Source organism: Paenibacillus sp. FSL W8-0186 (genome assembly GCF_037969765.1).
GTDB lineage: Bacteria > Bacillota > Bacilli > Paenibacillales > Paenibacillaceae > Fontibacillus > Fontibacillus woosongensis.
The window spans coordinates 4,855,525-4,880,000 of sequence record NZ_CP150207.1 but is presented as its reverse complement, the minus strand read 5'-3'; the positions used below and the strand labels follow the sequence as shown (position 1 = coordinate 4,880,000).

The window sequence follows — 24,476 nt, the reverse complement described above, 5'->3', positions numbered from 1 at the left end:
TGATATTGAACTTTGATGCGATTTGTACAGGATAGGTGGGAGCCTAGGAATCCGGAGCGCCAGCTTCGGTGGAGGCATCGTTGGGATACCACCCTGATCGTATCGAAGTTCTAACCTAGGACCGTGATCCGGTTCGGGGACAGTGTCAGGTGGGTAGTTTGACTGGGGCGGTCGCCTCCTAAAGAGTAACGGAGGCGCCCCAAGGTTCCCTCAGAATGGTTGGAAATCATTCGCAGAGTGCAAAGGCAAAAGGGAGCTTGACTGCGAGACTGACAAGTCGAGCAGGGACGAAAGTCGGGCTTAGTGATCCGGTGGTACCGCATGGAAGGGCCATCGCTCAACGGATAAAAGCTACCCTGGGGATAACAGGCTTATCTCCCCCAAGAGTCCACATCGACGGGGAGGTTTGGCACCTCGATGTCGGCTCATCGCATCCTGGGGCTGAAGTAGGTCCCAAGGGTTGGGCTGTTCGCCCATTAAAGCGGTACGCGAGCTGGGTTCAGAACGTCGTGAGACAGTTCGGTCCCTATCTGTCGTGGGCGTAGGAAATTTGAGAGGAGCTGTCCTTAGTACGAGAGGACCGGGATGGACGCACCGCTGGTGCACCAGTTGTTCCGCCAGGAGCATAGCTGGGTAGCTACGTGCGGATGGGATAAACGCTGAAAGCATCTAAGCGTGAAGCCCTCCTCAAGATGAGATTTCCCAATTAGTAAGACCCCTTGAAGACGACGAGGTTGATAGGCCTGAGGTGGAAGTGCAGCAATGTATGGAGCTGACAGGTACTAATCGGTCGAGGGCTTATCCAAAATACCCCAACATTGGGGCTAACACGCAAATGAAGTTTCGTATCCAGTTTTCAGGTGATCAATTCATCTGAGCACGTTTGGTGGCAATGGCGGAGGGGTTCCACACGTACCCATCTCGAACACGACCGTTAAGCCCTCCAGCGCCGATGGTACTTGGACCGCAGGGTCCTGGGAGAGTAGGACGTCGCCAAGCGGATGTTCCCTGATAGCTCAGTCGGTAGAGCACTCGACTGTTAATCGAGTTGTCACAGGTTCGAGTCCTGTTCGGGGAGCCATTTGCTCTCATAGCTCAGTAGGTAGAGTGCATCCATGGTAAGGATGAGGTCACCGGTTCGATCCCGGTTGAGAGCTCCACTATCTTTGCTTTGTGTAGTAAACATATGGCCCGTTGGTCAAGGGGTTAAGACACCTCCCTTTCACGGAGGTAACAGGGGTTCGAATCCCCTACGGGTCACCACTTTCATTGCAAGCATCATTAGGGATGAGATGAACACTGTCCTACATATGGAGGCTTAGCTCAGCTGGGAGAGCATCTGCCTTACAAGCAGAGGGTCAGCGGTTCGATCCCGTTAGCCTCCACCATTTGAAATTTTATTGGGGATTAGCCAAGCGGTAAGGCAACGGACTTTGACTCCGTCATTCATAGGTTCGAATCCTATATCCCCAGCCATTGTACGAGCCATTAGCTCAGTTGGTAGAGCACCTGACTTTTAATCAGGGTGTCGAAGGTTCGAGTCCTTCATGGCTCACTTTTCTAAAAAATGCGCGTGTGGCGGAATTGGCAGACGCACTAGACTTAGGATCTAGCGTCTTCGGATGTGGGGGTTCAAGTCCCTCCACGCGCACCATAGTTATGCGGACGTGGCTCAGCGGTAGAGCATCGCCTTGCCAAGGCGAGGGTCGCGGGTTCGATTCCCGTCGTCCGCTCCATAAATATGCGCCCTTAGCTCAGCTGGATAGAGCGTTTGACTACGAATCAAAAGGTCGGGAGTTCGAATCTCTCAGGGCGTGCCACTTTAACTTAACACATCATTAACGGGACGTAGCTCAGCTTGGTAGAGCACCTGGTTTGGGACCAGGGGGTCGCATGTTCGAATCGTGTCGTCCCGACCATAATGATGCGGGTGTAGTTCAATGGTAGAACTCCAGCCTTCCAAGCTGGTAGCGTGGGTTCGATTCCCATCACCCGCTCCATAAATAAACAACACTGCCAATAGGCAGTTTTTTTGTTTTCTGTAGATGGAGGGAGAAGCCACAGGGCTTCCGTGAAGGCTCTAAACGGCCCATCCCTAGGCCTTTTGCAGATCCCATAAGATTCATGATTATTTATAATTGATTATGGAAAGCAAGCAACAGGCCAGAACAGTGCCTATCCCCATTCTATAGCTCCTCGTATATAGACAGTTTGACTTCAACCTGGACTTCAACCTGACCGCACTAAATGGAATTGATGTATCTAATTATGCTCTAAACGAATGTTTCAGGGGATTAGGTGGATTTTTTGCTGCTAAAAATCAAGAATCCAGCCTTGAGGGGCATTTCCCCTACTTCTTACGACGTGAAATCCATTTAAATCTACATTCCCTCTTTTTCCGCAGAAACTAACTACTATAGATCCATTTAAATTAAGTAGAACTATATTAAATGTGCTTCAATGACTCTTGATTTGGAGACATACACTCCCGTTCCATTACAATATGACTCGTGATATTGATGGGATAAATTAAAGCGACTCCCAACAAGCAGTTGCCTGCCCATATAGGGTCGTGGGCTGCTCACAAAAAAGACCTGCGCCTTCCACGGCATAGTAGCATAGCAATAGCCCACAATCTATTGAGCGTAGCAGGCATATGGCTTGCTGCCTTCCTTTAAATCATATGCATAAAAAAGCCTGACAGCAAAACATCGTGTTTTACGTCAGGCATTTAATTTTTTGTTGGTTTACGGCTTGGCAGATATCCCATTTAAAATGAGCTGTATCGTATCCCGAATTTCCTTGTCCTCATCCCAAGGCTGGTCGGGAAAGATAACAAAACGGGAAATGAACAGTCCAATCATGGCTGAAGCACCGAATCGCAGCAGGGAAGGAGCAGGCATTTCGATGATCTGTCCCTTGCTTTTGAAATGCTCCACGATTTCGGCGAATCTATGAAAGACTTTGTTGCCGATATGTTTTTTGAACTCCTCCTGCAGCATGGGCTGGAATGGGATTTCCTGCAGTAAAATTTTAATGAGCTTAAGATGCTTGCGGGCAAAATTCAAGCGATTAACTGCAAGCGCATAAAGAAATTCCTCGATCGTAGGGTAGTCTGACTCCAGCACTTCTTTGAAATCATTCCACACGAAGGGGGCAATCAGCCTGCTCATCATCGGAGAGACGATGGAGAGGAGCAGGTCTTTCTTGGTTTTATAGTGGCGAAAGATCGTTCCTTCCGCAACCCCCGCTTTCTGGGCAATTTCGCTGGTTGAGGAAGCCGCATATCCTTTCTCTGCAAAAACTTCGACAGCCGCCTGAATAATTTTAATTTGTTTATCGGTTAGTTTAGCTTCATCTATTTTGATGATTTCCTGAATCCATTGTTCTATCTGATCTTGTTGGGACATCCGGTATATCCTCCTGAAAAACCACTGGGTTTACTATCGCATCTTCATATTACCTAATTTTATCATAAGCTCGCTCGGAATGTTATATTTTGCGATGCTTCCGCAAAGCGGTAATATTTAATGTGATGAATAATAAGGAGAACCCAATCAGTACCATAACGTCCCCGGCAATTGCGGTCCAGCCCATCCCTCGAATCATGACATCGCTTAAGGCATGCGTCCCGTAGGTTAGCGGCATGATAATGCCAAGCTTCTGCAGCCAGAGGGGCAGAGTATCAAGCGGGAATAAGCCGGACAAGAAGAGCTGTGGAACGATAATTAATGGAATAAACTGAATCATCTGCAATTCATTATTGGCGTAGGCAGACAGCAGGGTGCCAAGTGTTAGTGCGGTCATCGACAGCAGCAGCGTCAGCAGAAGCACGTAAGCAAAGGAGCCGGTCATCAGAATGCCGAGTACTTTGATACAGAACCAGGAAATTAATAGCGCCTGTATGATCGTAAATATGCCGAATCCTCCGATATACCCAAGGACGAGCTCCCAGCGGCGCAGAGGGGTCGATAGCAGGCGTTCCAGCGTGCCTGTCGTGCGTTCCCGGAGGAAGGAGACCCCAGAAATGAGGAAAACAAAAAAGAAGATGAAAAATCCAATCAGAATCGGTCCGAATTGATCGATCGCCGTCATGTTCTCGGAACCGTGCAGGTACGTTATATTCATGCTGCCCGCAGTCGTCTTGGAATGAATCTGTTCGCCTGATTTTTGCAGCAGCATAATGACGGCCTTATTGACGGAAGGTTCACTGCCCTCCAGCTTGACTTGAAGGCTTGTATTGTCTGTTGAGACGATGGCATCGATGCTCCGGTCTTTCAAAGCCTGCTCAGCCGCTTCTCTGCTCTCATAATAGAAGACATGAGCCTGTTGCTCTTTCATTTGACCGGTAAGCTGGCTTGGAACATTCACAACCCCAACCTTTGGTTCATAATCCGAACCATTAAAGACCAGGTTCATTAAGGTCAGTACTAAGAGAGGAGCTAAGAAGAGAAGAGCAAGCGTTCGTTTGTCCCGCCGGAATTGTCTTAAAATACGCAGGATGATGGCCCTTACTCTCATGAGTGAACACCTCCGTAGTAAATAAAAGCTTCCTCAATAGAAGGTTTACCCGCTCTCTCGATCAGTGCTGTTGGCGTATCGACGGCAATCAAGCGTCCTTCCCGAATCATGCCGAGACGGTCGCATTTGTCCGCTTCATCCATCACATGTGTCGTCAGAATAATCGTTGTTCCCTTGGTGTTTAAGGCCTTCAGCTCGGTCCAGATCGCTTGGCGCAGCAACGGGTCAATTCCTACCGTAGGCTCATCCAGAATGAGCAGGGGAGGCTCATGCAGCAGGGCAATGGCCAGGGATAGCCTTCGTTTCATACCCCCGGAGTATTGCATCACCTTCTTATGGAGATGATCCTGCAGCGAGACGATGTCCATAACCGCGGAAATCCGCTGTTTACGCCGTGCCCCCTTTAAGCCGTATAAGGCAGCGTAGAAATCAAGGTTCTCCAGGGCGCTGAGCTCGGTATACAAAGCGTCGGATTGAGCCATATAGCCGATTTTGGATAAAATATCGAGGCGCGGCATAGGCGTGCCGAATGCTTCAATGAATCCGGAAGTCGCCTGATCGATCCCTGTGAGCAGCTTGACTAGCGTCGTTTTGCCTGAACCTGACGGGCCAAGGAGACCGAAGGTTTCCGAAGGAAATACATCAAGCGAAATATGCTCTAGGACGCTTTTCTTGCCAAACTGCTTCGAGGCATCGGTAACTCGAATTACAGGGCTATTGTGAGCCATGGTTAATTCTCCTTTTCAAAATAATGAGTGAGTACTCACTCCGTATTATAATTCTAAAAAGAAACAAAGTAAATCATCAGCGGAAGAAATTTACTAGAAGATTAAACTGGGCAGAATATTGCTGTAAAGTGTCACTTTCTCCGAATAATACTATTGCATTTCATTACTTCACCGTGATAAGGTAAGTATTGGATTCTAGAATGTGTAATCTAAGTGATTACGGTTACGATGCATAAATATAAGGTGTTTTGTGAAATTGCCCTGTTCGAGTCGTCGTATTATGCGTCTGATTGTATAAAAAGCCAGAATAGGTTCATTGCTGGCTGAATTTTTTGATGCTACTTTACAATAAAGTGAAGATTTTCAGAACAGTTTATTGTATGATAGTAGGAAGGCTTTAGAAAGACGGAATAGGGATGAAATGGGGGAGAAACATGACTGAATTAACAGTGACCGCAGGCAAAAGCAATTCAAATAACCTGCTTCGGCGCGACATCCGTTTTTTGGGCAATATTCTAGGAGAGGTCCTGGTCCATCAGGGCGGCAACGAGCTCTTGGATATTGTCGAGAAGATTCGTGAAGCCAGTAAGTCGCTGCGGGCTGTATTTTTACCGGAATTGCATGAAGAGTTTAAAGATATGATTAATTCTCTTGAACCCGACATTCGTCACCAAGTTATCCGTGCGTTCGCGATTTATTTTCAATTGGTCAACATTGCGGAGCAGAACCATCGAATTCGCCGGAGAAGAGACTTGGAGCGTTCTGCAGGCGAATCGGTTCAATCAGGTTCGATCGAAGCTTCTGTCAAGGATCTGAAGGAACGTGGTTTCAACTATGCGGAGGCGCAGGAAATTCTGGAAGGAATGTCTCTGGAACTAGTAATGACGGCTCACCCGACAGAAGCGATGCGCCGGGCTATTCTGGACATTCACAAGCGGATTGCCGACGATGTCATGCAGTTGGATAATCCAACGCTAACGTTCCGTGAGCGGGAACAGCTTCGCGAGAAGCTGCTTAACGAAGTGATTACGCTGTGGCAAACCGATGAACTGCGGGACCGCAAACCAACAGTCATCGATGAAGTACGCAACGGCATGTATTATTTCCATGAAACGCTGTTCCAGGTGCTGCCTGAAGTGTATTTAGAATTAGAGCGATGTCTGAGCAAATACTATCCAGAGCATTTGTGGCATGTGCCGACATATTTGCGTTTTGGTTCCTGGATCGGCGGAGACCGGGACGGCAACCCGTCCGTAACGGCCGATGTGACATGGCAGACGCTGAACATCCAGCGCAAGCTCGTTGTGCGTGAATATCAGCGCTGTCTGGCTGAACTGTTCAAGCATCTTAGCTTCAGCACGACGATCGTCGATGTCACAGATGAACTGGAGGCTTCGATTCAAAGAGACCGCCTGCAAGTTACATTGCAAAGAACACCGCAGTGGTTGAACGAGAAAGAGCCTTACCGGGTCAAGCTGACTTATATGACGGAGAAGCTGCATAATCTGCTGGATGATTCCAAGAAAGGAACTCCGGAGCGTTATTCGGACGTTAAGGAGCTTATCCACGATCTTAAGATCATTGACCGCAGCTTGCGTCACCATTATGCGGATTACGTCGCAGATACGCATATTCAGAAGATTATACGCCAGGTTGAACTTTTTGGGTTCCATACAGCGACGCTGGACATTCGCCAGCATAGCCAGGAGCACGAGAATGCAATGACGGAAATACTGGCGAACATGAATATCGTTAGCAACTATGCCGAATTGGAGGAAGAAGAGAAAATCAAGCTGCTTGAGGAGCTTCTGAACGATCCTCGCCCTCTAACTTCGCCGTACCAAGAATACAGCGAGAGCACTACGGAGTGCCTGAATGTATACCGTACGGTTTTCCGGGCCCAGCAGGAATTCGGAACCCAGTGCATTACGAGCTATTTGATCAGTATGACGGAAGCGGCGAGCGATATTCTTGAGGTTATGGTCTTCTCCAAAGAGGTGGGCTTGTTCCGCAAGGAAGCGGACGGCACGGTAATCTGTACGCTGCAATCGGTGCCGCTCTTCGAGACGATCGACGATCTTCATAATGCTCCTGGCATTATGCGCAAGCTGTTCAACATGCCGATTTACCGCCAATCGGTTGCGGCGATGAATGACCTGCAGGAAATTATGCTTGGTTATTCCGACAGCAATAAAGACGGGGGCGTCGTGACGGCGAACTGGGAGCTTCGCGTGGCTCTGAAGCAGATTACTGCTGCAGCTAGCGAATTCGGCGTGAAGCTGAAATTCTTCCATGGACGCGGCGGAGCGCTAGGCCGGGGAGGAATGCCGCTGAACCGCAGCATCCTGGTTCAACCGGCAGAGACGATCGGCGGAGGCATCAAGATTACGGAGCAGGGCGAAGTCATATCTTCCCGTTACTCTTTGAAGGGCATCGCTTATCGCAGCCTGGAGCAAGCAACCTCGGCGCTGATTACGGCGGCTATAGATGCGAAGCTGCATCGCGACAATGACGAGAATGAACAAAAATGGGAAGAGATTAGTGCGGTTATTTCTGAGACTTCATTGAAAAAGTATCAGGACTTGGTATTCCGTGAGCCGGATTTCCTGAGATACTTCAAGGAATCCACGCCTCTTCTGGAAGTCGGCGAACTGAATATCGGATCCAGACCATCGAAGCGCAAAAATAGCGATCGTTTTGAGGATCTACGTGCTATTCCTTGGGTATTCGCCTGGACGCAGAGCAGATATCTGTTCCCGGCCTGGTATGCCGCTGGAACGGGATTGTATCAGTTCTATCAGAATAACGAAGAGAACTTGAAAGTGCTGCAAGAAATGTATGAGAATTTCTCCTTTTTCCGTTCGGTCATCGACACGCTTCAGTTCGCGATCGTCAAAGCCGATCTGATCATCGCCCAAGAGTACGCCGCGATGTGCAGAGACGGTGAAGTCAGGGATCGCATTTTCAAGCAAATCGAAGAGGAATTCCATTTGACGAAGGATATGATTCTGAAAATTACGGGGCAAACGGATATTCTGGATCATAATCCGGGACTTCAGGAGTCCATTCGCCAGCGTAATCCTTACATCGATCCGCTTAGTTATATGCAGGTACAACTGCTTAGCGAGCTCCGCGCGATTCGCGAGAAGGATCAGGACGATCCGAACCTGCTGCGCGAAGTACTGCTTACGATTAACGGAATTGCCGCTGGACTTAGAAATACGGGCTGATGATCATATAACGATGCAAAACAACAAGCCGGAAACCTCTGATGAGGGTCCGGCTTGTTTGTGAGTTTACAGATATTTCAAGATTTCGACGAGCCGGATGCTTGAGTTGACGGCATGTCTTGCTTTTTCAGGAGACATGAATTAACATTTGGAATGAAGTGCCGACGGCGAGGGTCCTATTGGTGACTATGGGATGCCGATGGCCGGACAGGCAGGGTGAAAAATTGAAGCCCGTCCATGGATCTGGGGGAAATTCAATGGTAGATCATTTTGATGTGAGATTAGTGAAGCTAGCCCGCCAAGGGGATCAGGAAGCTTTTGCCGACCTTGTTGATGTATATAAGGATAAGATATTTCATCTGGCCTACCGCATGCTGTCGAACCGCCATGAGGCAGAGGACATTGTGCAGGAGACTTTTTTACGTGTATATAAGAATTGGGAGCGCTACGATGAGAAGCAGAAATTTTCAACTTGGTTGTATCGGATTGCCACCAATTTATGTATAGACAGGCTCCGGAAGCGCAAGCCGAATTATTACCTTGATGCGGAGATGAAAGACCAGGAAGGTCTGGACGGATATACGCTGATTCCGGGAGATGAACGGACGCCCGAAAGCGAATACTTGCTGACAGAGACGCAGCAGACCATTCATTACGCAATCGAAGGTTTGCCGGCGAAATACAAATCGGTTGTTATATTAAGGTACTTGCAGGAGCTGTCGCTTAGCGAAATTAGCGATGTGCTGGATATGCCGGTAACCACAGTCAAAACGCGGCTTCACCGCGGACGGGAATTTTTGCGCAAAAAACTGCAGCATAAGGTTTTATAACCTTTTGCCGAGTGTAGGAAATATTTAGTTTCTTGAAACGTATTGCTAAGCGCTACGTATTGTATGTTAGGACGACTATTTGCACCGTAAGTTGCCCTGGTTTCGTATAGATTTTACTGAAAGGACTGGCTGATATGGATTGCAAACAAGCCACCTCATTGATGCATGAGTATTTAGATGACGAGTTGTTTGGGGAAGAGGCCTTGTCACTCCAGAGGCATCTTCAGGAATGTCCATCCTGCCAGATGCATTTTAAGGAACTAGAGCAGGCGGAATTGATGCTGTTTGCCACAATCAAGCGCTCTTCATTATCCGCTTCCGACGAGCTGGTAGACCGGATCATGAAATCCATTCCCAGCCAACAGAAACAACGGGCTTGGCTCCAATGGGTCAAGAGACACCCTGCATTAACGGCAGCGGCGATGTTTCTGCTAGTGATGCTGTTTAGCACCATTTCCCTATGGAATAGCGATGATCAGCTTATTGTAAAAGGGAAAGATCTAGATCATGTCGTGATCAACGGAAGGACTGTGACGGTGCCCAGCGGCTCCAAAGTAGCCGGCAACCTGACGGTAGAGAACGGTACGGCGGAAATCTACGGCGAGGTGGAAGGCAACCTCACGGTTATCGACGGATCGTACTACCAGGCTTCAACCGCCAAAATTTTGGGAGAGGTCAGAAGTATCGATCAGGCGCTGGACTGGCTCTGGTACAGGATCACGAATACTTTTACGGAAGTCGCCTATAGGTAATGAAATATCAGGCAATTTATCGGCGCCTCCCTTCTTTGGGAACAAGGCGCTTTTTATTTTTGTGCTTAGAGGAAATTTTTGCATGCATAGGCGAAAGGTGCTATTTCTCAGCGGCACTTGCATCTGGATTGTGAACGTTATAACCTAGAGTTTAAGGGGAATATATAGAGACAAGCGAATTCACCGATTTGATGCATCTACATAATGTTTCTTTGTTGGCGATCGAGTTGACGGAGAGATAACCGGGGGTTGCACCATGAACTATTTTGCAAATTTAACATGGCAGGATACCATTAAAGATATCATCGATATATTAATCGTTACTTATATCATCTATCACCTTATTCTGTTAGTGCGGGGCACGCGCGCCGTTCAACTGCTTAAGGGAATTCTGTTTCTCGTCGTCATTTGGGCCGTGAGTACCTGGTTCGATTTGTACACGCTCAAATGGCTCATGAACCAGATGTTTACCTTTGGGGTGCTTGCCATATTTATTATATTTCAGCCGGAGCTCAGACGGGCGCTGGAGCAATTAGGCCGCGGCAAATTATTCGGCAGAAGCACGGCCGATGAAGAGGAGTTCGGGAAGGAAGTCAGCGAGATCATTAAGGCCGTTAATTATTTATCTCGTAGAAAAATTGGCGCTCTCATCGTATTTGAACGGGATACCGGGTTAAACGAGTATACGGAATCAGGCATCCCGATTCAATCCGTGATCACTTCCCAGCTGCTTATCAATATTTTCATTCCCAATACCCCGCTTCATGACGGGGCCGTCATCGTGCAGGGCCGTAAGATTGCGGCTGCGGCTTGTTATTTGCCGTTGTCGGAGAATCCATTCATTAGCAAGGAGCTTGGGACACGGCACCGGGCAGCGATCGGGATCAGCGAGGTTGGGGATGCCATCTCGATTATTGTCTCGGAGGAGACGGGACAAATTTCCCTGGCGATCGATGGTCAGGTTGTTCGGGATATCAATGAAGAGTCGTTGATTTCCAAGCTGTATGAAGAATTGGGGCCTAATTCGAAGCCGGCCGAGAAGCGTGCGCCTTTCTGGAAGAGGAAGGAGGGCGGGAACAATGGATAAATGGCTAAGCCATAACAATGTAGCTAAGGTGATCGCTCTTATCGTCAGCATCATTCTCTGGGCCATGGTGCATTTGGACAGCGGGACGCCTGTAGCGCCAACGCCTGTTGTCAATACGAAGGTCATACCTAACGTCAAAATCCAAATCGTCGGCTTTGACAGCGATAATTATGTGCTCTCCGGCCTGGAGACCGACAAGGTCAGACTGGAGGTACGGGGAAAACGCACGGATATTACGACCAATTTCTCCGATTATAAGGTCAAGCTGGATTTGAGCGATGTGGGGCCGGGTACGTCGTCCCAGCCGCTGATTCACGAGCTGCCGCCGGGTGTTTCACTGGTCTCCATGAGCCCATCCATCGTTAAAGTATCCATCGAAGCGAAGCAAACGAAAGACATTGCCGTGAATATTGTGACGAAGGGACAGCCTGCCCAAGGAATGCAGCTAGGCAGTCCGATCGTAGCAGGCTCCGGCGTAGTTCAGGTGACTCTGCCTGAGAGTGAACTAGCGGAGCTGGCCCGGGTGCAGGGAATCATAGATATTAGCGGCATTACCGAACCGGTCAAAGGAAAAACCGTGAAGCTGATCGCATATGATAAGCATGGGCAGGAAATGAGGAACGCTGTAATCGTGCCTTCATCCGTGGAAGTCGACATCCCGATCACGAAGCTGTACAAGAGCGTTCCGCTTGAGGTGCGGGAAGTCGGGCAGCTGCCGGATGGACTGGTTGTAGCAAGCGTGGAAAGCGACGTAAAAGGCGTAGCCATATATGGGTCTAAAGAAGTACTGGAAGGCATTTCCTCATACTCCGTTGCGGTGGATTTAAGCCAATTCAAAGGAACTAATCAAACTAGGTATACGGTGGACTTGACTCCGCCCGAAGGTTCTGAGAAAATCGAGCCTAGCTCCGTTACGGTTACCGTCAAAGTGGAGCCGCCGGACCAAAGACAGATCAGCGGTATTCCGATTACCCTCAAGCAGGATAATTCAAATTTGGCAGCAAACATTGTCGATCCGGCAGAGAAGAAGATGTCTCTAACGGTTGTGGGCGCCAAGGAGGTTATCGATAAGCTGAAGCCGGAGGATATCAAGATTACCGCGGATTTATCTGGTCTGGGGCCGGGGATGCACATGGTTCCCGTTGTCGTCGCGCTGCCGCTGCATTTAGGTCTGGCTGAGAGCGATCAATCCAGGCAAATCAGTGTGGAGCTTGTAGAGAAGGCTGAGCCGACGGTCACGGAGCCGGAAGAGGAGCAGGATTCGAATTCAGCCAACGATTCGGATGCCGCGAACCTTCCGCCGGAGAACGCAGGAGGAAGCGGGAACAATGTTGGCGGGGAACAGAAGCAGTAAGTCTGCCGTAAAATAGCGATAGCGGCATCAAATTTAATCTCACATAACGAATAAGGAGTGAAATCATGGGAAAGTATTTTGGAACGGATGGAGTACGTGGAGTTGCAAATAAGGAACTGACCGCAGAATTGGCATACAAGATCGGTCGCTGCGGAGGGTATGTCCTGGCAGGCCAGGCTCCGAAACCCAAAGTAGTGATCGGGATGGATACCCGGATCTCCGGCGTCATGCTGGAATCAGCGCTTGTAGCGGGACTATTATCTATCGGAGCAGACGTTGTTCGCCTGGGAGTCGTCTCGACACCGGCAGTCGCCTTTTTGACTCAGAAGCTGGGGGCGGACGCGGGCGTCATGATTTCCGCTTCACATAATCCGGTTGAGGATAACGGTATTAAATTTTTTGGTAGCGATGGATTCAAGCTGTCGGATGAAACGGAATTGCAAATCGAAGAGCTGATGGACAAAGAGGTAGACGAGCTACCGCGTCCGATCGGCAAAGATCTCGGCAGCGTAACGATAGATACGGACTCTAAACTGAAGTATTTGGAGTTTTTGAAAACGACAATTTCTTCTTCTTTCAAAGGCCTTAAGGTCGTGCTGGATTGCGCGAACGGGGCCGCCTACGAGCTTGCGCCGCGTTTGTTCAAGGATTTGGGCGCAGAGGTGCACACGATCGGGGCGGAGCCTAATGGACTTAACATCAATGAGCAGTGTGGGTCTACGCATCCAGAGGAGTTGAAGAAAGAGGTTGTGCGCCTGGGCGCAGATCTTGGCCTTGCCTTCGACGGCGATGCGGACCGGTTGATCGCGATTGACGGAAACGGAGAAGAAGTGGATGGCGACTATATTCTGTGCATTTGCGGCGATGCCATGAACCGGGCCGGCAAATTGAAGGACAACACAGTCGTGACTACAGTAATGAGCAACTTCGGCTTCTATAAAGCAGCCAAGAAGCTGGGATTGAATACGGCTCAGACCGCGGTCGGTGACCGTTATGTCATGGCGGAAATGCGCCGCGGGGGGTATAAGCTGGGCGGAGAGCAATCCGGCCACGTGATTTTCCTTGATTACAGCACTACAGGGGATGGCATTCTGACCGCGATTCAACTGGTCGATACCCTGGTTGCTTCCGGTAAATCCCTTAGTGAGCTCAGACAGGTCATGAAGCAGTATCCTCAAGTCCTGGTTAACGTTCGGGTACAGGATAAGAGCAAATACGAGGGCAACGAGGCGATCGGCAAAGCCGTTGCTGCAGTTGAGAGCCATTTGTCCGATAATGGACGAGTGTTAGTCCGGCCTTCGGGAACAGAGTCATTGATCCGCGTTATGGCAGAGGGTCCCGACAAAGCGGAGCTCGAGCAGCTTGTTTCGCAAATCGTGTCGGTTGTCGAGGCGGAGCTGGTATAACTCTGCATGTTTACATGGGACTATTTACGTAATTTATAACATGAAGCCGCTGGGACGGGGGACACCTGTTTCAGCGGCTTTTTTTACGGGTATAGAGCTGTGCGGGAAAGGATCAGGCCATGAAAAGAAAGGGGGCAGTGAAGCCCAGGACGAGATGATTATTGCCAAATGGTTTGCAGTTGCATATAATTAAGCATATTCAAAAACAGAAAGCGAGGGTTGTGAGGTTACCTAGCAAGTCTAAGCGCCAGAGCTTCATTCGCGCGAAGCATGTTCTCGTAGTATGTACAAGGTTATCCATGTGATGCAGCCGTGCCCGTGGATATCAGGTGATGCTAACTTTCTACGAGACTGAGCTCGGCAATCGAAGCTGACGAGGTGGAGGTGTTCGAAATGTTCGGCGGGGACCTCCCGGTATTTCATCCATACCGTGACCGAGGAAGTCAAAAGGAATGGGCGACTGTTCTGACAAGCTTCCCGGAAGGATGCTGGAGAGTAATGATATGTGTTCATGAATGTGCAAAGAGAAAGATGCGGGAGAACCGCAGTGTGCGGAGAGAAGCGGACATTCATGAAAATGCCTGGATAATTTCAGACTTTTCTAATTGTTTTCATATATTTAATTTTTGACAATTGAATATGCTGTCTCTGTGTACTGCGGTGTAATTCTTCCGTTTCCTTTCATTTCGAGCACATTAATTCTGAGATGATGAAACGGAGGATATATAAATATGTGTGGGATTGTTGGATATATTGGGAAGAGAGACACGCAAACCGTATTGATCGAGGGACTGAAGAAGCTGGAGTACCGTGGGTACGATTCCGCAGGCATCGCCGTATTTACACCGGAGGGTCTGCAAATCGCCAAGTCGATCGGCCGTCTGGCCAATCTGGAATCGAAGCTGGAGGATACGCCGCTTGTAGGTACGGCCGGCATCGGACATACACGCTGGGCTACTCATGGCAAGCCGTCGGATGTGAACTCGCATCCGCATACCGATCACAGCCAGAAGTTCTCCGTTGTGCATAACGGGATCGTGGAGAACTATTTAGAGCTGAAGGAAGAACTGATCAGCCAAGGGTACGTATTTGTTTCCGAGACGGATACGGAAGTCATCTCCCATTTGGTTGCTCGCGAGTATGAAGGAGACATCGTCAAGGCGGTTCAGAAGGCCATCACCTATATGCGCGGTGCTTTTGCGCTTGGGGTGCTGACGGAATATGAACCGAACAAGCTTGTCGCTGTACGTCAGGCGAGCCCGCTGATTATTGGGCTGGGTGAAGGGGAGAACTTCATCGGCTCAGACATTCCTGCCATTTTGAATTACACGCGCAAAATATATATTTTGAATGACGGTGAGATGGCGGTTCTGACCGAAGATGCTGTCGAATTGATGACCATTGAGGGGAACTTTATTTCTCGGGAAATGATTTCTGTCGATTGGGATGCGGTGACCGCAGAAAAAGGCGGCTTCGATCATTTCATGCTGAAGGAAATCCATGAGCAGCCTAAAGCCTACCGTGACACGATGAGAGGCCGGATCAGCGAGGACGGACGCCAGGTCGTCTTCCCTGATTTGAAGCTGACAGAGGAGAAAATACGCAGCCTCAGCAGCATTCACATCGTAGCCTGCGGTACGGCATACAATGCCGGACTTGTTGGCGGCGCGGCCATTGAGCAGTTGGTTCGCATTCCGGTGATGAACGACGTGGCATCCGAATACCGCTATCGCTCGCCGCTGATCACGCCGGACACGCTCGTCATCGTTGTCAGCCAATCCGGCGAAACGGCGGATACGCTGGCTGCGCTGCGTGAAGCCCATGCGAACGGTGCTCACGTACTCGCTGTTACGAACGTGGTCGGCAGCTCGATCGCCCGCGATGCGGACGATGTTATCGCTACGCTGGCCGGACCGGAGATCGCTGTCGCTTCGACGAAAGCTTATACCTCGCAGTTGATCGCGTTCTACCTGCTTGGATTGTACATGGCTCAGGTTCGCGGCACACAAAGCGAGGAGGAGATCGCCCATGTCATTGCGGCGATGCAGTCCCTGCCTGAACAAGTAGAGAGCATGCTGGAGAAGGCGGACGCAGTGAAGGCTTATGCCGAGCAAATTGCGGATCACGAGCATCTGTTCTTTATCGGACGCGGCCTGGATTACTCCGTTGTACAAGAAGGCTCACTGAAGCTGAAGGAAATTTCCTATATCCATTCCGAAGCTTATGCAGCCGGAGAACTGAAGCACGGTACGCTTGCATTGATCGAGGAAGGAATTCCGGTCATTGCCCTGGTCACCCAAGACAACGTGCTTGAGAAGACCGTCAGCAACATCAAGGAAGTGAAGGCACGCGGCGCGGATGTCATGGCCATCACCCATGAGGAGCATGTTGCGGACTTGCTGAAGTCTGTCGATCAAGCGCTCTCTATTCCGAAGACGCTGCCGATGCTTACCCCGGCGTTGTCCGTTGTCCCTCTGCAACTGCTTGCTTATTACGCTGCCCTGGCTCGCGGCAACGACGTTGACAAACCGCGCAACCTGGCGAAGAGTGTGACGGTGGAGTAGGGGGAGTTAGGGACATTAGAATATGTTCCAGTGTTAAAAAAATATGGACTAACATGTAAGATGATGATGCATTTAGAGGGAAGCTTGGAGGTATGATTCCAAGCTTCCCTCTTTTTATTAACCAGATTAACGGTAGTAAACTAATGAGTTGAAATGAATTTATATTATGGAAGAAGATATAAAAAAAGTCTAGCATTAAAAAACTGTTGAGTTGTTAGGTGGTAGAGCTGGCATAGATGACAATGTTTGCTTCAACAACTTCCACATTCATTAATCAGATAAATAAAGAAGAACTAGCTGAACAGCTTACAAAACAGTCATAAGTGCAAAAACAACAATTCAAATTAGAATATGTCAAATGCTTAAGCTGTCAAAATGATGCTAATTAGTCAAGAAGAAAAGGAGAAAAATTAATAAAATACATACTACCCAAAAAAAGGTATACAAAAATGTAATCATTTGTTAATATATGTACATACTACCTTTTTTAAGGCTCTTTATGTCATATTTACTTTCAGAACTTCTGTCAAATTTCGTTTGGTAGGAATGAGATTGAGGCTTGAATTTGTGTGAAGGTGACAAAGCTGACGTTTGGAGAGGGTTAAGATGTTTAGAAAAGACGATCAGATTTATGAAGCTCAAGAAAATGGAGAGTTTGTTCTGCTCAACTTGCGAACAGGGCAGTTTTATGGGCTAAATCATATTGGGAGCGAATTTTGGAAGCTCTTATTTACTACGGAAATGAATGAAATTTATCAATATTTTGAAAAGACATATAAAGCTGATCCGGTCATTGTACGTCGCGACCTCGAGGTCCTATTAAGTGATCTCATCCGAAACGGGTTGGTACATAGATCATGAGAAACTCCTTCCAATTTATACAGATCGTATTTGCTCTTATTCGATTTCAAATCGAACTTCGAATATACGGTTTTCAAAAGATTTTCCCTAAATATGTTGAACGATATCCGATATCCAAGCATTCAGAAAATGAACGAAAACATATCGATCGAATGAATCACTTACTGCGTATAATCGATATGGTATGCGCACTGGCTCCATTTAAAGCAGAATGTTTACATCGGTCATTTCTCGGTTTTCGATTTGTTAGGACAAAATGCTCTATACCTGTAGATTTAGTGATCGGAGTCAAAAAGTTTCCATTCTCCTCACACGCATGGCTTGTTCTTAATGATAAAAACATTAATGAAGACGAGGGATATACAAAACAATTTATTATCATCCTAAGTTCGAAAGGATTGAAATAAAATACGATGCGATGGTTCTCAGGAGTTATAAAGCTTGATCATTCTGAGCTTTCACTTGAAGAGATTGAAAGGATAAATCGTAACACCCCTTTTAATTACAACGTCTACAAACATCAAATCATTCAAAAATCGTTTGCCTTTTTCAGCATGGATTCTTCCTATGAACATAATCCCATTACACACAATGACAATTGTTATTTTGTTGGCGATGTACGGCTTGACAATCGAAAAGAGCTTTTAACTCTGTTGCCCTTATTAGGCGCAGACATATCCGATGAACAACTTATTTTACACTTGTTTCTAGAAAAGGGGCTCGATGTATTTGCCCTATTGCTTGGAGAATTTTCATTTTTGATCTGGGATACATCTCGTCATCAAGCAATATTCGTTCGCGATCAGCTTGGAATAAAGACATTATTTTGGTCTCTTCAAGAAACGACACTTTACTTTGCTAGTGACATTTTTTTAATGGAATCTTGTATACGGTTACAGCATCTTAACGACGAGTATTTTTTCGATTTCTATAAGTCGAATGCAAGCGCCGACAATGAAATCACACCATTTAAAGGTTTATTTCGGGTTCGGAGCGGAGCGAGGGTATCGGTTGATCCTAGAGGAGCAAGTACTCAACGCTATTGGAGTATATCGAATGTCAATCAATCGTTTAACTATCGAGATTTGAGTGAATATACCGAGCACTTATTCCATCTATTAGCGGAGAGCGTTCAATATCGGCTTAATTCTACACATCCCAATGCTGTCTTGATGAGTGGCGGGTTGGATTCCACATCTGTTTTTGCGATTGCACAACATCTATCCCAGTTCAATTCCGGTTATAAGACTTTTGCGGTAAGCGGAATCTTTAATCTTCATAAGTCAAGCGATGAAAGGGAATATATTCATCCTGTTCTTCAACAATACGAGGTCGAACCGCGCTTCGAAGTTTGCGACGACTATGGAGTATTTTACAATTTTCCTCAAGACGTATCGTTTTCATTCGAACCTGCTGTCAACGCCGCGACATATGCCTTGACTAGAGCAACAATTGAGCGAAGCGTTAAGGAAGGAGCAAAGACGATCCTGACTGGTTATGGTGGTGACCATGTTCTGGGAGGATCAGAAGTTGTTCTCGCAGATCTAGCTGGACAGCTTAAAATAAAAGCCTTGTTTAGTCATATTTATCCGTTCGCACTTCATAGACGATTGTCTGTCCCGAAAGTACTCTGGCATAGTGCGATTGCCCCTCATCTTAATCTCGGATTAATAAAAGAGTGGACTACCGATCGAAAAGAAGAATATATCGATGAGCTAAAACAAATAAATACGTTTAATAAAAAAAATTTTTTCCGTCAAATTTCGGGAACAAAAGCACGCATTTTTTCTGATCGAGTTATAGCAGCGGAATTTGGCGTTGATATTAGCCATCCATTTCTTGACCGGCGATTAATTGAATTCCTATATTCGATTCCGGGAGAGCTGTGCTGGAATGCCGGAACGCCGAAGTGGTTACTTAGGCGTACGATGCAGAACAAATTGCCTAATGATGTGATTTGGAGGGAAAACAAAACCGATCATCTCTCGCTAACCTTTCAAGGTTTGCGGCAGAGTTGGCCGGTTCTTTATCCCGCTATTGAAAAAGGAAGAGTATGTCGATTTGGGTTTATCGACTTGAAAGAATGGCGAGCAGCTTTAGAGCTGTGGAGACAAGGCCATTTGACAAGAGATGACATATGGGTTCTAATGGCGATCGAGATTTGGCTTTATAGGCTTGAACAAAAAACGAGTGTTTCATGATCTGAAGATTAAATATCGGTGTGCGTACCCGCAAAGGGAGTTTAAAATACAAATTATTTGGGAGGAATTCTAATGAATTATTCAACTCCAATGCTTACTATTTACGGAGATTCAAGCAATTTGATCAAAGGTGATTGCGACTGGGGCACTGAAAATTGGTGGGCAGACAAAACGGGATATTATAAATATACTTACTCCGACTGTATTATGACGGTAACTTGCGCCACCTTTGGTGATTGTCATTGTGGGTCAGCTTCCATGTGTACAACGTCTCAACCAAGGGATCAATGCAGTTCTGATAGCGATTGCTAATCTATATCATTAGGTAATCTAATTGCAGGTACGCACATTCTTTTTTTACTGATATCGGAAGTGAGTGATTAGATGATAATATCTTCTTTATCCATTAGCTTAGCACTCATATTGATCCTTGTGATAACCGCTAGGAGACAGATCTTTCAGCAAGAGAGTGCTTTAGCGAGCATGATGCCTGTTAGAGAAGTTAGGAATAAATTGTATGGAGGGTTTACTGGCTTTGCTTTATGTCTTGATTTTACGCGTTATCCGAATACTCGGAAGATGAGAGATTTCATTTGCCAACATATTGAGAGAGAAAAGATTCTTATTTATGACATTTCTATGTTTAGTTCTAGCGATCTGTCTATGTTTCAAGGGATTACTGATTATTTTTATCCGTCACTTGGATGCGTTAAGGAAGGGATCTTGGACCAGGATATGATTGTCCTAAACAGATTTGACTCTGAATATAAAAATCAAATCGTAGAGTTTATTAAACATTTTGAAAAGGAAAATGAGCATGATTAACTGGCTAGGTATCCTCCAATGGATGACTGCGATCGGAATGGCAGTTATCTACTATAAAAGCAGCACACAAAAATTACGAAATGCGTATGGCTTTTACCGTATCGTTACAGGGGACTATAAATTGACAAACAAGAAAAAAGCATCCGTACTTTCTCCCTTTCTTGCTGCAATTGAACTCATCACTGCCCTTTGGCTGGTTGTACCTTGGATGCAGGTGTTTGGCTTCATGATGGTTGCGTGTTTGCAAATCCTATTTCTATTTGTGTTGATACCAAGGAAAGGGCTTGTACTCAAGAATGGATGTGGATGTTTTGGCTTAAACACTCCTAAAGAGATTACAAGTCGTGATCTTGTTAATAACAGTGCGATATTATCTGTTGTCTTAATATTTATCGGTATTAATTTGTTGGGAGTATGAAATTGAAGGAGGGCCGAATGTTGGAAATTACTTCGCTTCTGATGGCTTATGCAATTGCGATTACACTCCTTTTGTCTGGTATTAGTAAGATGTACGATATTCAAGGTACGATAAGAAGTGCAATTGCCGTTGGGATTTTACCGACTTATCTTGCCCGTGGTTTTGGCTTTTTACTGCCGTTTGCGGAAGTCATACTAGCGGTAATCTTATTTATTACTTCAGAATCGTATCTGTTGCTCGCTGCCTTGCTTCTTGTGTTTGTCTCGTTTGTGATTGCGAATGCAAAAGTGATGCTTGAGAAAAAAGACCTCGCCTGCCATTGTTTTGGAAGATTAATAACAGGTGAGATGGGATTAGGAACTTTGATGCATTCGCTAATCCTAACCATCTATTGGATTCCTGTTTGCATACAGCCTACAAATTATACTAAACTGCTTCACACCATTCATGATCCTAGTTCAATAGCTATCATTTTTATGGGAATTCTTTGTTTGGTTGGAACTGGAATGATCTCTCGTCTCATCGATTAAATGAGGAGGTTAGGAATCTTTGTGCAAAGTCAACTTGCTCTTTGGATGTTATTGAGTATTCAAACTGTGCTCCTATGTACTCTGGCTTTACAATTTCGAAAACATAAAAACGGGGGGGGATTGCCTCCCGGTATGCGCATTCCGAATGTTCCAGTTGAAGCGGCAAACGACACACAATACTTACGAAGCATTGCTAAGGAAAATAATATTACTTTTATTTTGCTCGTCTCGGGCGGGTGTAAATTTTGTGTGGCCGTACTTAAAGAACTTTCAAAACAGTATAACGATCAAATGATTCCAATTCGAATTCTTTATTATGGGAAAAAAGATGAAACGATAGATATTCCTTCAGAAATTCCTGTATACCAGATCAGAAAAGAGATGACTAGTCTTTTAAAAGTCAATAAATTTCCATTCGGTTTAATATTAGATCAGAAATCAGTTATTTTGCGCCGGGATATTGTATCTGTTCAACAATTAGAGTCTTGGCTAAAAGCACAGCGAGAAAACTTCCCTGAATTTACGGGTGAATAGGGATGAACAAGGGGGGGATACGCCGCTTATCTTTGGATTCATTACGGCATATTAAATTAATATTTTTGATTGGATGGAAAGCGCATCCTATATTGATGTCTGCATGGATCTTTATTATGTTTATTTTGGCCTTTATACCTACTGTTCAAATCTGGCTTCATAAAGTTCTGATTGATCAAGTTTCGACTTTATCAACAGGACAAGGGTCTATTTACATCGTTATGTTTTCATTATTTATCTACTACGGCTCAGGATTCGTGTTGGTTACCATAACAGAAATCCAAAAATACATTTACACAATCGTTCAGCAAGATGCCAACATGAAGATGAAACATGACTTGTTGAAGAAGATTAACGCCGTCCCTCTTCAACACTTCGAAGATCATGCATTTTTTAATCAAATGACGATGGCCCAAACGGCATTAAACATGGGATGTTTTGATTTCATACAGTACTTGTTTCAAGGGTTGAAAACTATACTAACAATCATTAGTGTATTCGGACTTTTAGCATACGTTAGTTGGGCTCTTCCCTTGGGATTAATTGTGTCTACGATTCCCGGTATTTTATTACTATTTATTGCGAAAAAGAAACGTTTCCGTTTTACGCTCCACAGTACGGAAGAAGGACGTGAGATGGATTATTTGTACCGATTATTGCAACTTAAAGAATCGGCACGTGAAATAAGAATCTTTCAACTTGCAGAACACCTGATATCGAGATGGAAACAAATCCAGTTAAACTTTCGAGGGTTCCAACTAAAGAATAAAAAACAAGAAGCTCTCGGCGGTACTTTTGGTTCTATGTTCATGACATCTTCCGCGATTGTTGTGGGTTTACTATTACTTTGGCAAGTAAAAGATGGGGCAATTAGTATTGGTAGTTTTGTAGCATTAATTGCGTCAGTATTAATGATTCAGGGTCTGGTAGGCGGTTTGAGTGCAGTGGTAATGCAACTGTGGGAGAGCCTATTTAATCTGAATCATTATTATTCATTTCTGAATAAGAATATCGAAACGGGGCAAGGAACTCTTCCTTTTCCAAAGCCTCATTTTCACGCAATCGAATTCCAAGAAGTTAGTTTCCGATATGGGAAGCATAAAGAGAGTATTCGGAATGTTTCACTCCAAATTAGGCAAGGTGAAAAAATTGCTATCGTAGGGGAGAATGGTGCGGGTAAAACAACATTAGTCCAACTGATGCTAGGCCTCTATTCTCCAACACAGGGGCGGATATTAATTGGCGGGGTAGATATCCGTGAAATCGATCAAACTTCTTTCCTAGCAAAAGTCACTTGCGTATTTCAGGATTTTGTACGCTACCGTCTGTCGTTACGCGATAATGTCGGTTTCGGTCATCTTGCAGACATCGAAAATGATGAAAAAATTAGAGGTGTCCTTGAAAATACAGGCTTAAATTCTTTAGTAAAACAATTACCGCAGGGTCTGGAAACGAAATTAAGCAGTCAGTTCATTTCAGGACAAGAACTTTCAGGGGGACAATGGCAGAGAGTAGCGATAGCTAGAGCTTTAATGAAAAATGCAGAGATTGTTATACTAGATGAACCGACAGCTGCACTAGACCCGCGTACTGAAGTAGACATTATACAACAAATGCATCAACTATCGAATCAGAAAACAAGTATTATCATTTCTCATCGGCTTGGTCCAGCTCGATTATGCGATCGTATCTTAGTTATGAAGCAAGGGGAAATTATTGAAATTGGCAACCATAAAGAATTACTTTCGTTAAACGGGGAGTATGCTAAAATGTACCGTACCCAATCACAATGGTATCAAGACACAGAAAACGAATCGAGGCGAGCACTTTGACTGTGATTCTGGAAATAGAAAATCTCAGCAAATTCTATACAACGCATTCGGAAATGACATATGTCATTAAGGATATCAACCTAGCTGTATCACGTGGAGAATTCATTGTCGTCATGGGGAAAAGCGGCTCTGGTAAAACAACCTTACTACAACTTGTCGGAGCATTGATTGAACCGTCGGAAGGTAATATACGAGTCGATGGTCAATCTTTGCAAGATATTTCCGTTGAACCACATGCTACACAATACCGAAGAGAAAAAGTTGGATTCATATTCCAGTTTTTTAATCTTATTGCCTCGATTAATGCCGAAGACAATGTTGCCATGCCCTTGTTGCTGGTAGGCGTGAAGAAGAAAGAGGCTTACGATAAAGCGAGAGATCTGCTTGAGAAGGTAGGTTTGCTTAACAAAAGAAAACAATACCCTCACACTTTATCAGGTGGGGAGCAGCAGCGTGTCGCGATCGCGAGAGCCCTCGTGCAAAATCCTTGCCTATTGCTTGCTGACGAACCAACTGGAAATTTGGATTCGGTAACGACCACTCATATTTTGTCTTTGCTGGTTCAACTTCAGAAACATCGCAATCAAACCATTCTGTTAGTTACTCACGATCCTCAAGTGGCTGCACATGCGGATCGGGTCATTTTTATACACGATGGCAAACTGGTTCTTGATCATGCTAATGACAAGGAATGTGACCACAATAAACGGGTTTCGGTTATCGTCGATCTTCAACTTGCATCGCAAGGAAAGGTTGATATCTGATGGTTATTCTGATGCTAGCCTGGAAGATGCTTCTTGCGA

The 24,476-nt window shown here is 46.0% G+C and carries 19 protein-coding genes, 11 tRNA genes and 2 rRNA genes (1 of these 32 running past the window's edge); 29 read left to right on the top strand and 3 right to left on the bottom strand.

Annotated elements, in window-relative coordinates; translation table 11 throughout:
- From MKX50_RS21920 to MKX50_RS21860, 13 genes are all read left to right on the top strand, one after another.
- Positions 1 to 806 (top strand): 23S ribosomal RNA (locus tag MKX50_RS21920); it begins 2,122 nt to the left of the window's first position.
- Between the two features lie 76 nt (positions 807 to 882).
- A 5S ribosomal RNA gene (rrf, locus tag MKX50_RS21915) occupies positions 883 to 999 on the top strand.
- A gap of 6 nt (positions 1,000 to 1,005) precedes the next feature.
- Positions 1,006 to 1,081: transfer RNA gene (locus tag MKX50_RS21910), tRNA-Asn, on the top strand.
- 3 nt (positions 1,082 to 1,084) lie between these two features.
- Positions 1,085 to 1,160 (top strand) — tRNA-Thr (locus MKX50_RS21905).
- 28 nt (positions 1,161 to 1,188) lie between these two features.
- Positions 1,189 to 1,263, top strand: a tRNA-Glu gene (locus MKX50_RS21900).
- A 49-nt stretch (positions 1,264 to 1,312) separates the two neighbouring features.
- Positions 1,313 to 1,388, top strand: a tRNA-Val gene (locus tag MKX50_RS21895).
- Between the two features lie 13 nt (positions 1,389 to 1,401).
- A tRNA-Gln gene (locus MKX50_RS21890) sits at positions 1,402 to 1,476 on the top strand.
- A gap of 6 nt (positions 1,477 to 1,482) precedes the next feature.
- Positions 1,483 to 1,555: transfer RNA gene (locus tag MKX50_RS21885), tRNA-Lys, on the top strand.
- Between the two features lie 14 nt (positions 1,556 to 1,569).
- Positions 1,570 to 1,654 (top strand) — tRNA-Leu (locus tag MKX50_RS21880).
- 7 nt (positions 1,655 to 1,661) lie between these two features.
- Positions 1,662 to 1,736 (top strand) — tRNA-Gly (locus tag MKX50_RS21875).
- Between the two features lie 7 nt (positions 1,737 to 1,743).
- Positions 1,744 to 1,820: transfer RNA gene (locus MKX50_RS21870), tRNA-Arg, on the top strand.
- A gap of 22 nt (positions 1,821 to 1,842) precedes the next feature.
- A tRNA-Pro gene (locus MKX50_RS21865) sits at positions 1,843 to 1,919 on the top strand.
- Between the two features lie 7 nt (positions 1,920 to 1,926).
- Positions 1,927 to 2,000: transfer RNA gene (locus tag MKX50_RS21860), tRNA-Gly, on the top strand.
- A 747-nt stretch (positions 2,001 to 2,747) separates the two neighbouring features.
- Here MKX50_RS21860 and MKX50_RS21855 read toward each other — a convergent pair.
- The 3 genes from MKX50_RS21855 to MKX50_RS21845 all read right to left on the bottom strand — a co-directional run bounded on the left by MKX50_RS21855 (position 2,748) and on the right by MKX50_RS21845 (position 5,249).
- Positions 2,748 to 3,410, bottom strand: coding sequence for a TetR/AcrR family transcriptional regulator (locus MKX50_RS21855; protein WP_339157785.1), 663 nt, complete (start codon positions 3,408 to 3,410; stop codon positions 2,748 to 2,750).
- Positions 3,411 to 3,492: 82 nt separating this feature from the next.
- Positions 3,493 to 4,521 (bottom strand): ABC transporter permease, encoded by a 1,029-nt coding sequence (locus tag MKX50_RS21850; RefSeq protein WP_339157784.1) that lies wholly within the window; start codon positions 4,519 to 4,521, stop codon positions 3,493 to 3,495.
- Positions 4,518 to 5,249, bottom strand: coding sequence for an ABC transporter ATP-binding protein (locus tag MKX50_RS21845; protein WP_213594053.1), 732 nt, complete (start codon positions 5,247 to 5,249; stop codon positions 4,518 to 4,520). The genes MKX50_RS21850 and MKX50_RS21845 overlap by 4 nt, the downstream gene beginning before the upstream one ends.
- Before the next feature lie 434 nt (positions 5,250 to 5,683).
- Between MKX50_RS21845 and ppc the strand changes: the two genes are divergently transcribed.
- From ppc to MKX50_RS21765, 16 genes are all read left to right on the top strand, one after another.
- Positions 5,684 to 8,479, top strand: coding sequence for a phosphoenolpyruvate carboxylase (gene ppc / locus MKX50_RS21840; RefSeq protein ID WP_213594051.1), 2,796 nt, complete (start codon positions 5,684 to 5,686; stop codon positions 8,477 to 8,479).
- A 257-nt stretch (positions 8,480 to 8,736) separates the two neighbouring features.
- The gene (gene sigW, locus MKX50_RS21835; protein WP_213594049.1) at positions 8,737 to 9,309 is read left to right on the top strand and encodes an RNA polymerase sigma factor SigW; all 573 of its coding nucleotides are present in this window, start codon (positions 8,737 to 8,739) and stop codon (positions 9,307 to 9,309) included.
- A 134-nt stretch (positions 9,310 to 9,443) separates the two neighbouring features.
- Positions 9,444 to 10,061, top strand: a complete 618-nt coding sequence (locus tag MKX50_RS21830; protein ID WP_213594048.1) for a zf-HC2 domain-containing protein — start codon at positions 9,444 to 9,446, stop codon at positions 10,059 to 10,061.
- A gap of 256 nt (positions 10,062 to 10,317) precedes the next feature.
- Positions 10,318 to 11,148, top strand: a complete 831-nt coding sequence (cdaA, locus tag MKX50_RS21825) for a diadenylate cyclase CdaA (RefSeq protein ID WP_213594047.1) — start codon at positions 10,318 to 10,320, stop codon at positions 11,146 to 11,148.
- Entirely contained in the window at positions 11,141 to 12,502 is a 1,362-nt protein-coding gene (locus MKX50_RS21820; protein ID WP_213594046.1) for a CdaR family protein, read from the top strand. Before cdaA ends, MKX50_RS21820 begins: the two co-directional genes overlap by 8 nt.
- A 65-nt stretch (positions 12,503 to 12,567) precedes the next feature.
- Entirely contained in the window at positions 12,568 to 13,908 is a 1,341-nt protein-coding gene (glmM, locus tag MKX50_RS21815; protein ID WP_213594045.1) for a phosphoglucosamine mutase, read from the top strand.
- Between the two features lie 40 nt (positions 13,909 to 13,948).
- A complete protein-coding gene (locus MKX50_RS21810; protein ID WP_339157783.1) occupies positions 13,949 to 14,101 on the top strand; it encodes a hypothetical protein in 153 nt (50 codons plus the stop codon).
- Positions 14,102 to 14,639: 538 nt separating this feature from the next.
- Positions 14,640 to 16,472 (top strand): glutamine--fructose-6-phosphate transaminase (isomerizing), encoded by a 1,833-nt coding sequence (gene glmS / locus MKX50_RS21805; RefSeq protein ID WP_213594044.1) that lies wholly within the window; start codon positions 14,640 to 14,642, stop codon positions 16,470 to 16,472.
- A gap of 606 nt (positions 16,473 to 17,078) precedes the next feature.
- Positions 17,079 to 17,333, top strand: coding sequence for a PqqD family protein (locus MKX50_RS21800; RefSeq protein WP_213594043.1), 255 nt, complete (start codon positions 17,079 to 17,081; stop codon positions 17,331 to 17,333).
- A gap of 413 nt (positions 17,334 to 17,746) precedes the next feature.
- Positions 17,747 to 19,534, top strand: coding sequence for an asparagine synthase-related protein (locus MKX50_RS21795; RefSeq protein ID WP_213594039.1), 1,788 nt, complete (start codon positions 17,747 to 17,749; stop codon positions 19,532 to 19,534).
- 483 nt (positions 19,535 to 20,017) lie between these two features.
- Positions 20,018 to 20,359, top strand: coding sequence for a hypothetical protein (locus MKX50_RS21790; RefSeq protein WP_213594037.1), 342 nt, complete (start codon positions 20,018 to 20,020; stop codon positions 20,357 to 20,359).
- Positions 20,352 to 20,777: a MauE/DoxX family redox-associated membrane protein gene (locus MKX50_RS21785; RefSeq protein WP_213594035.1), complete on the top strand. Its 426-nt coding sequence runs from the start codon at positions 20,352 to 20,354 to the stop codon at positions 20,775 to 20,777. Before MKX50_RS21790 ends, MKX50_RS21785 begins: the two co-directional genes overlap by 8 nt.
- Positions 20,778 to 20,794: 17 nt before the next feature.
- Entirely contained in the window at positions 20,795 to 21,307 is a 513-nt protein-coding gene (locus MKX50_RS21780) for a MauE/DoxX family redox-associated membrane protein (protein ID WP_213594033.1), read from the top strand.
- A gap of 21 nt (positions 21,308 to 21,328) precedes the next feature.
- Positions 21,329 to 21,841, top strand: a complete 513-nt coding sequence (locus MKX50_RS21775) for a hypothetical protein (RefSeq protein ID WP_339157782.1) — start codon at positions 21,329 to 21,331, stop codon at positions 21,839 to 21,841.
- Between the two features lie 2 nt (positions 21,842 to 21,843).
- Positions 21,844 to 23,673, top strand: coding sequence for an ABC transporter ATP-binding protein (locus MKX50_RS21770; protein WP_213594029.1), 1,830 nt, complete (start codon positions 21,844 to 21,846; stop codon positions 23,671 to 23,673).
- Between the two features lie 2 nt (positions 23,674 to 23,675).
- Positions 23,676 to 24,437, top strand: a complete 762-nt coding sequence (locus MKX50_RS21765) for an ABC transporter ATP-binding protein (protein ID WP_339157781.1) — start codon at positions 23,676 to 23,678, stop codon at positions 24,435 to 24,437.
- The last annotated feature ends 39 nt before the right edge of the window (positions 24,438 to 24,476 follow it).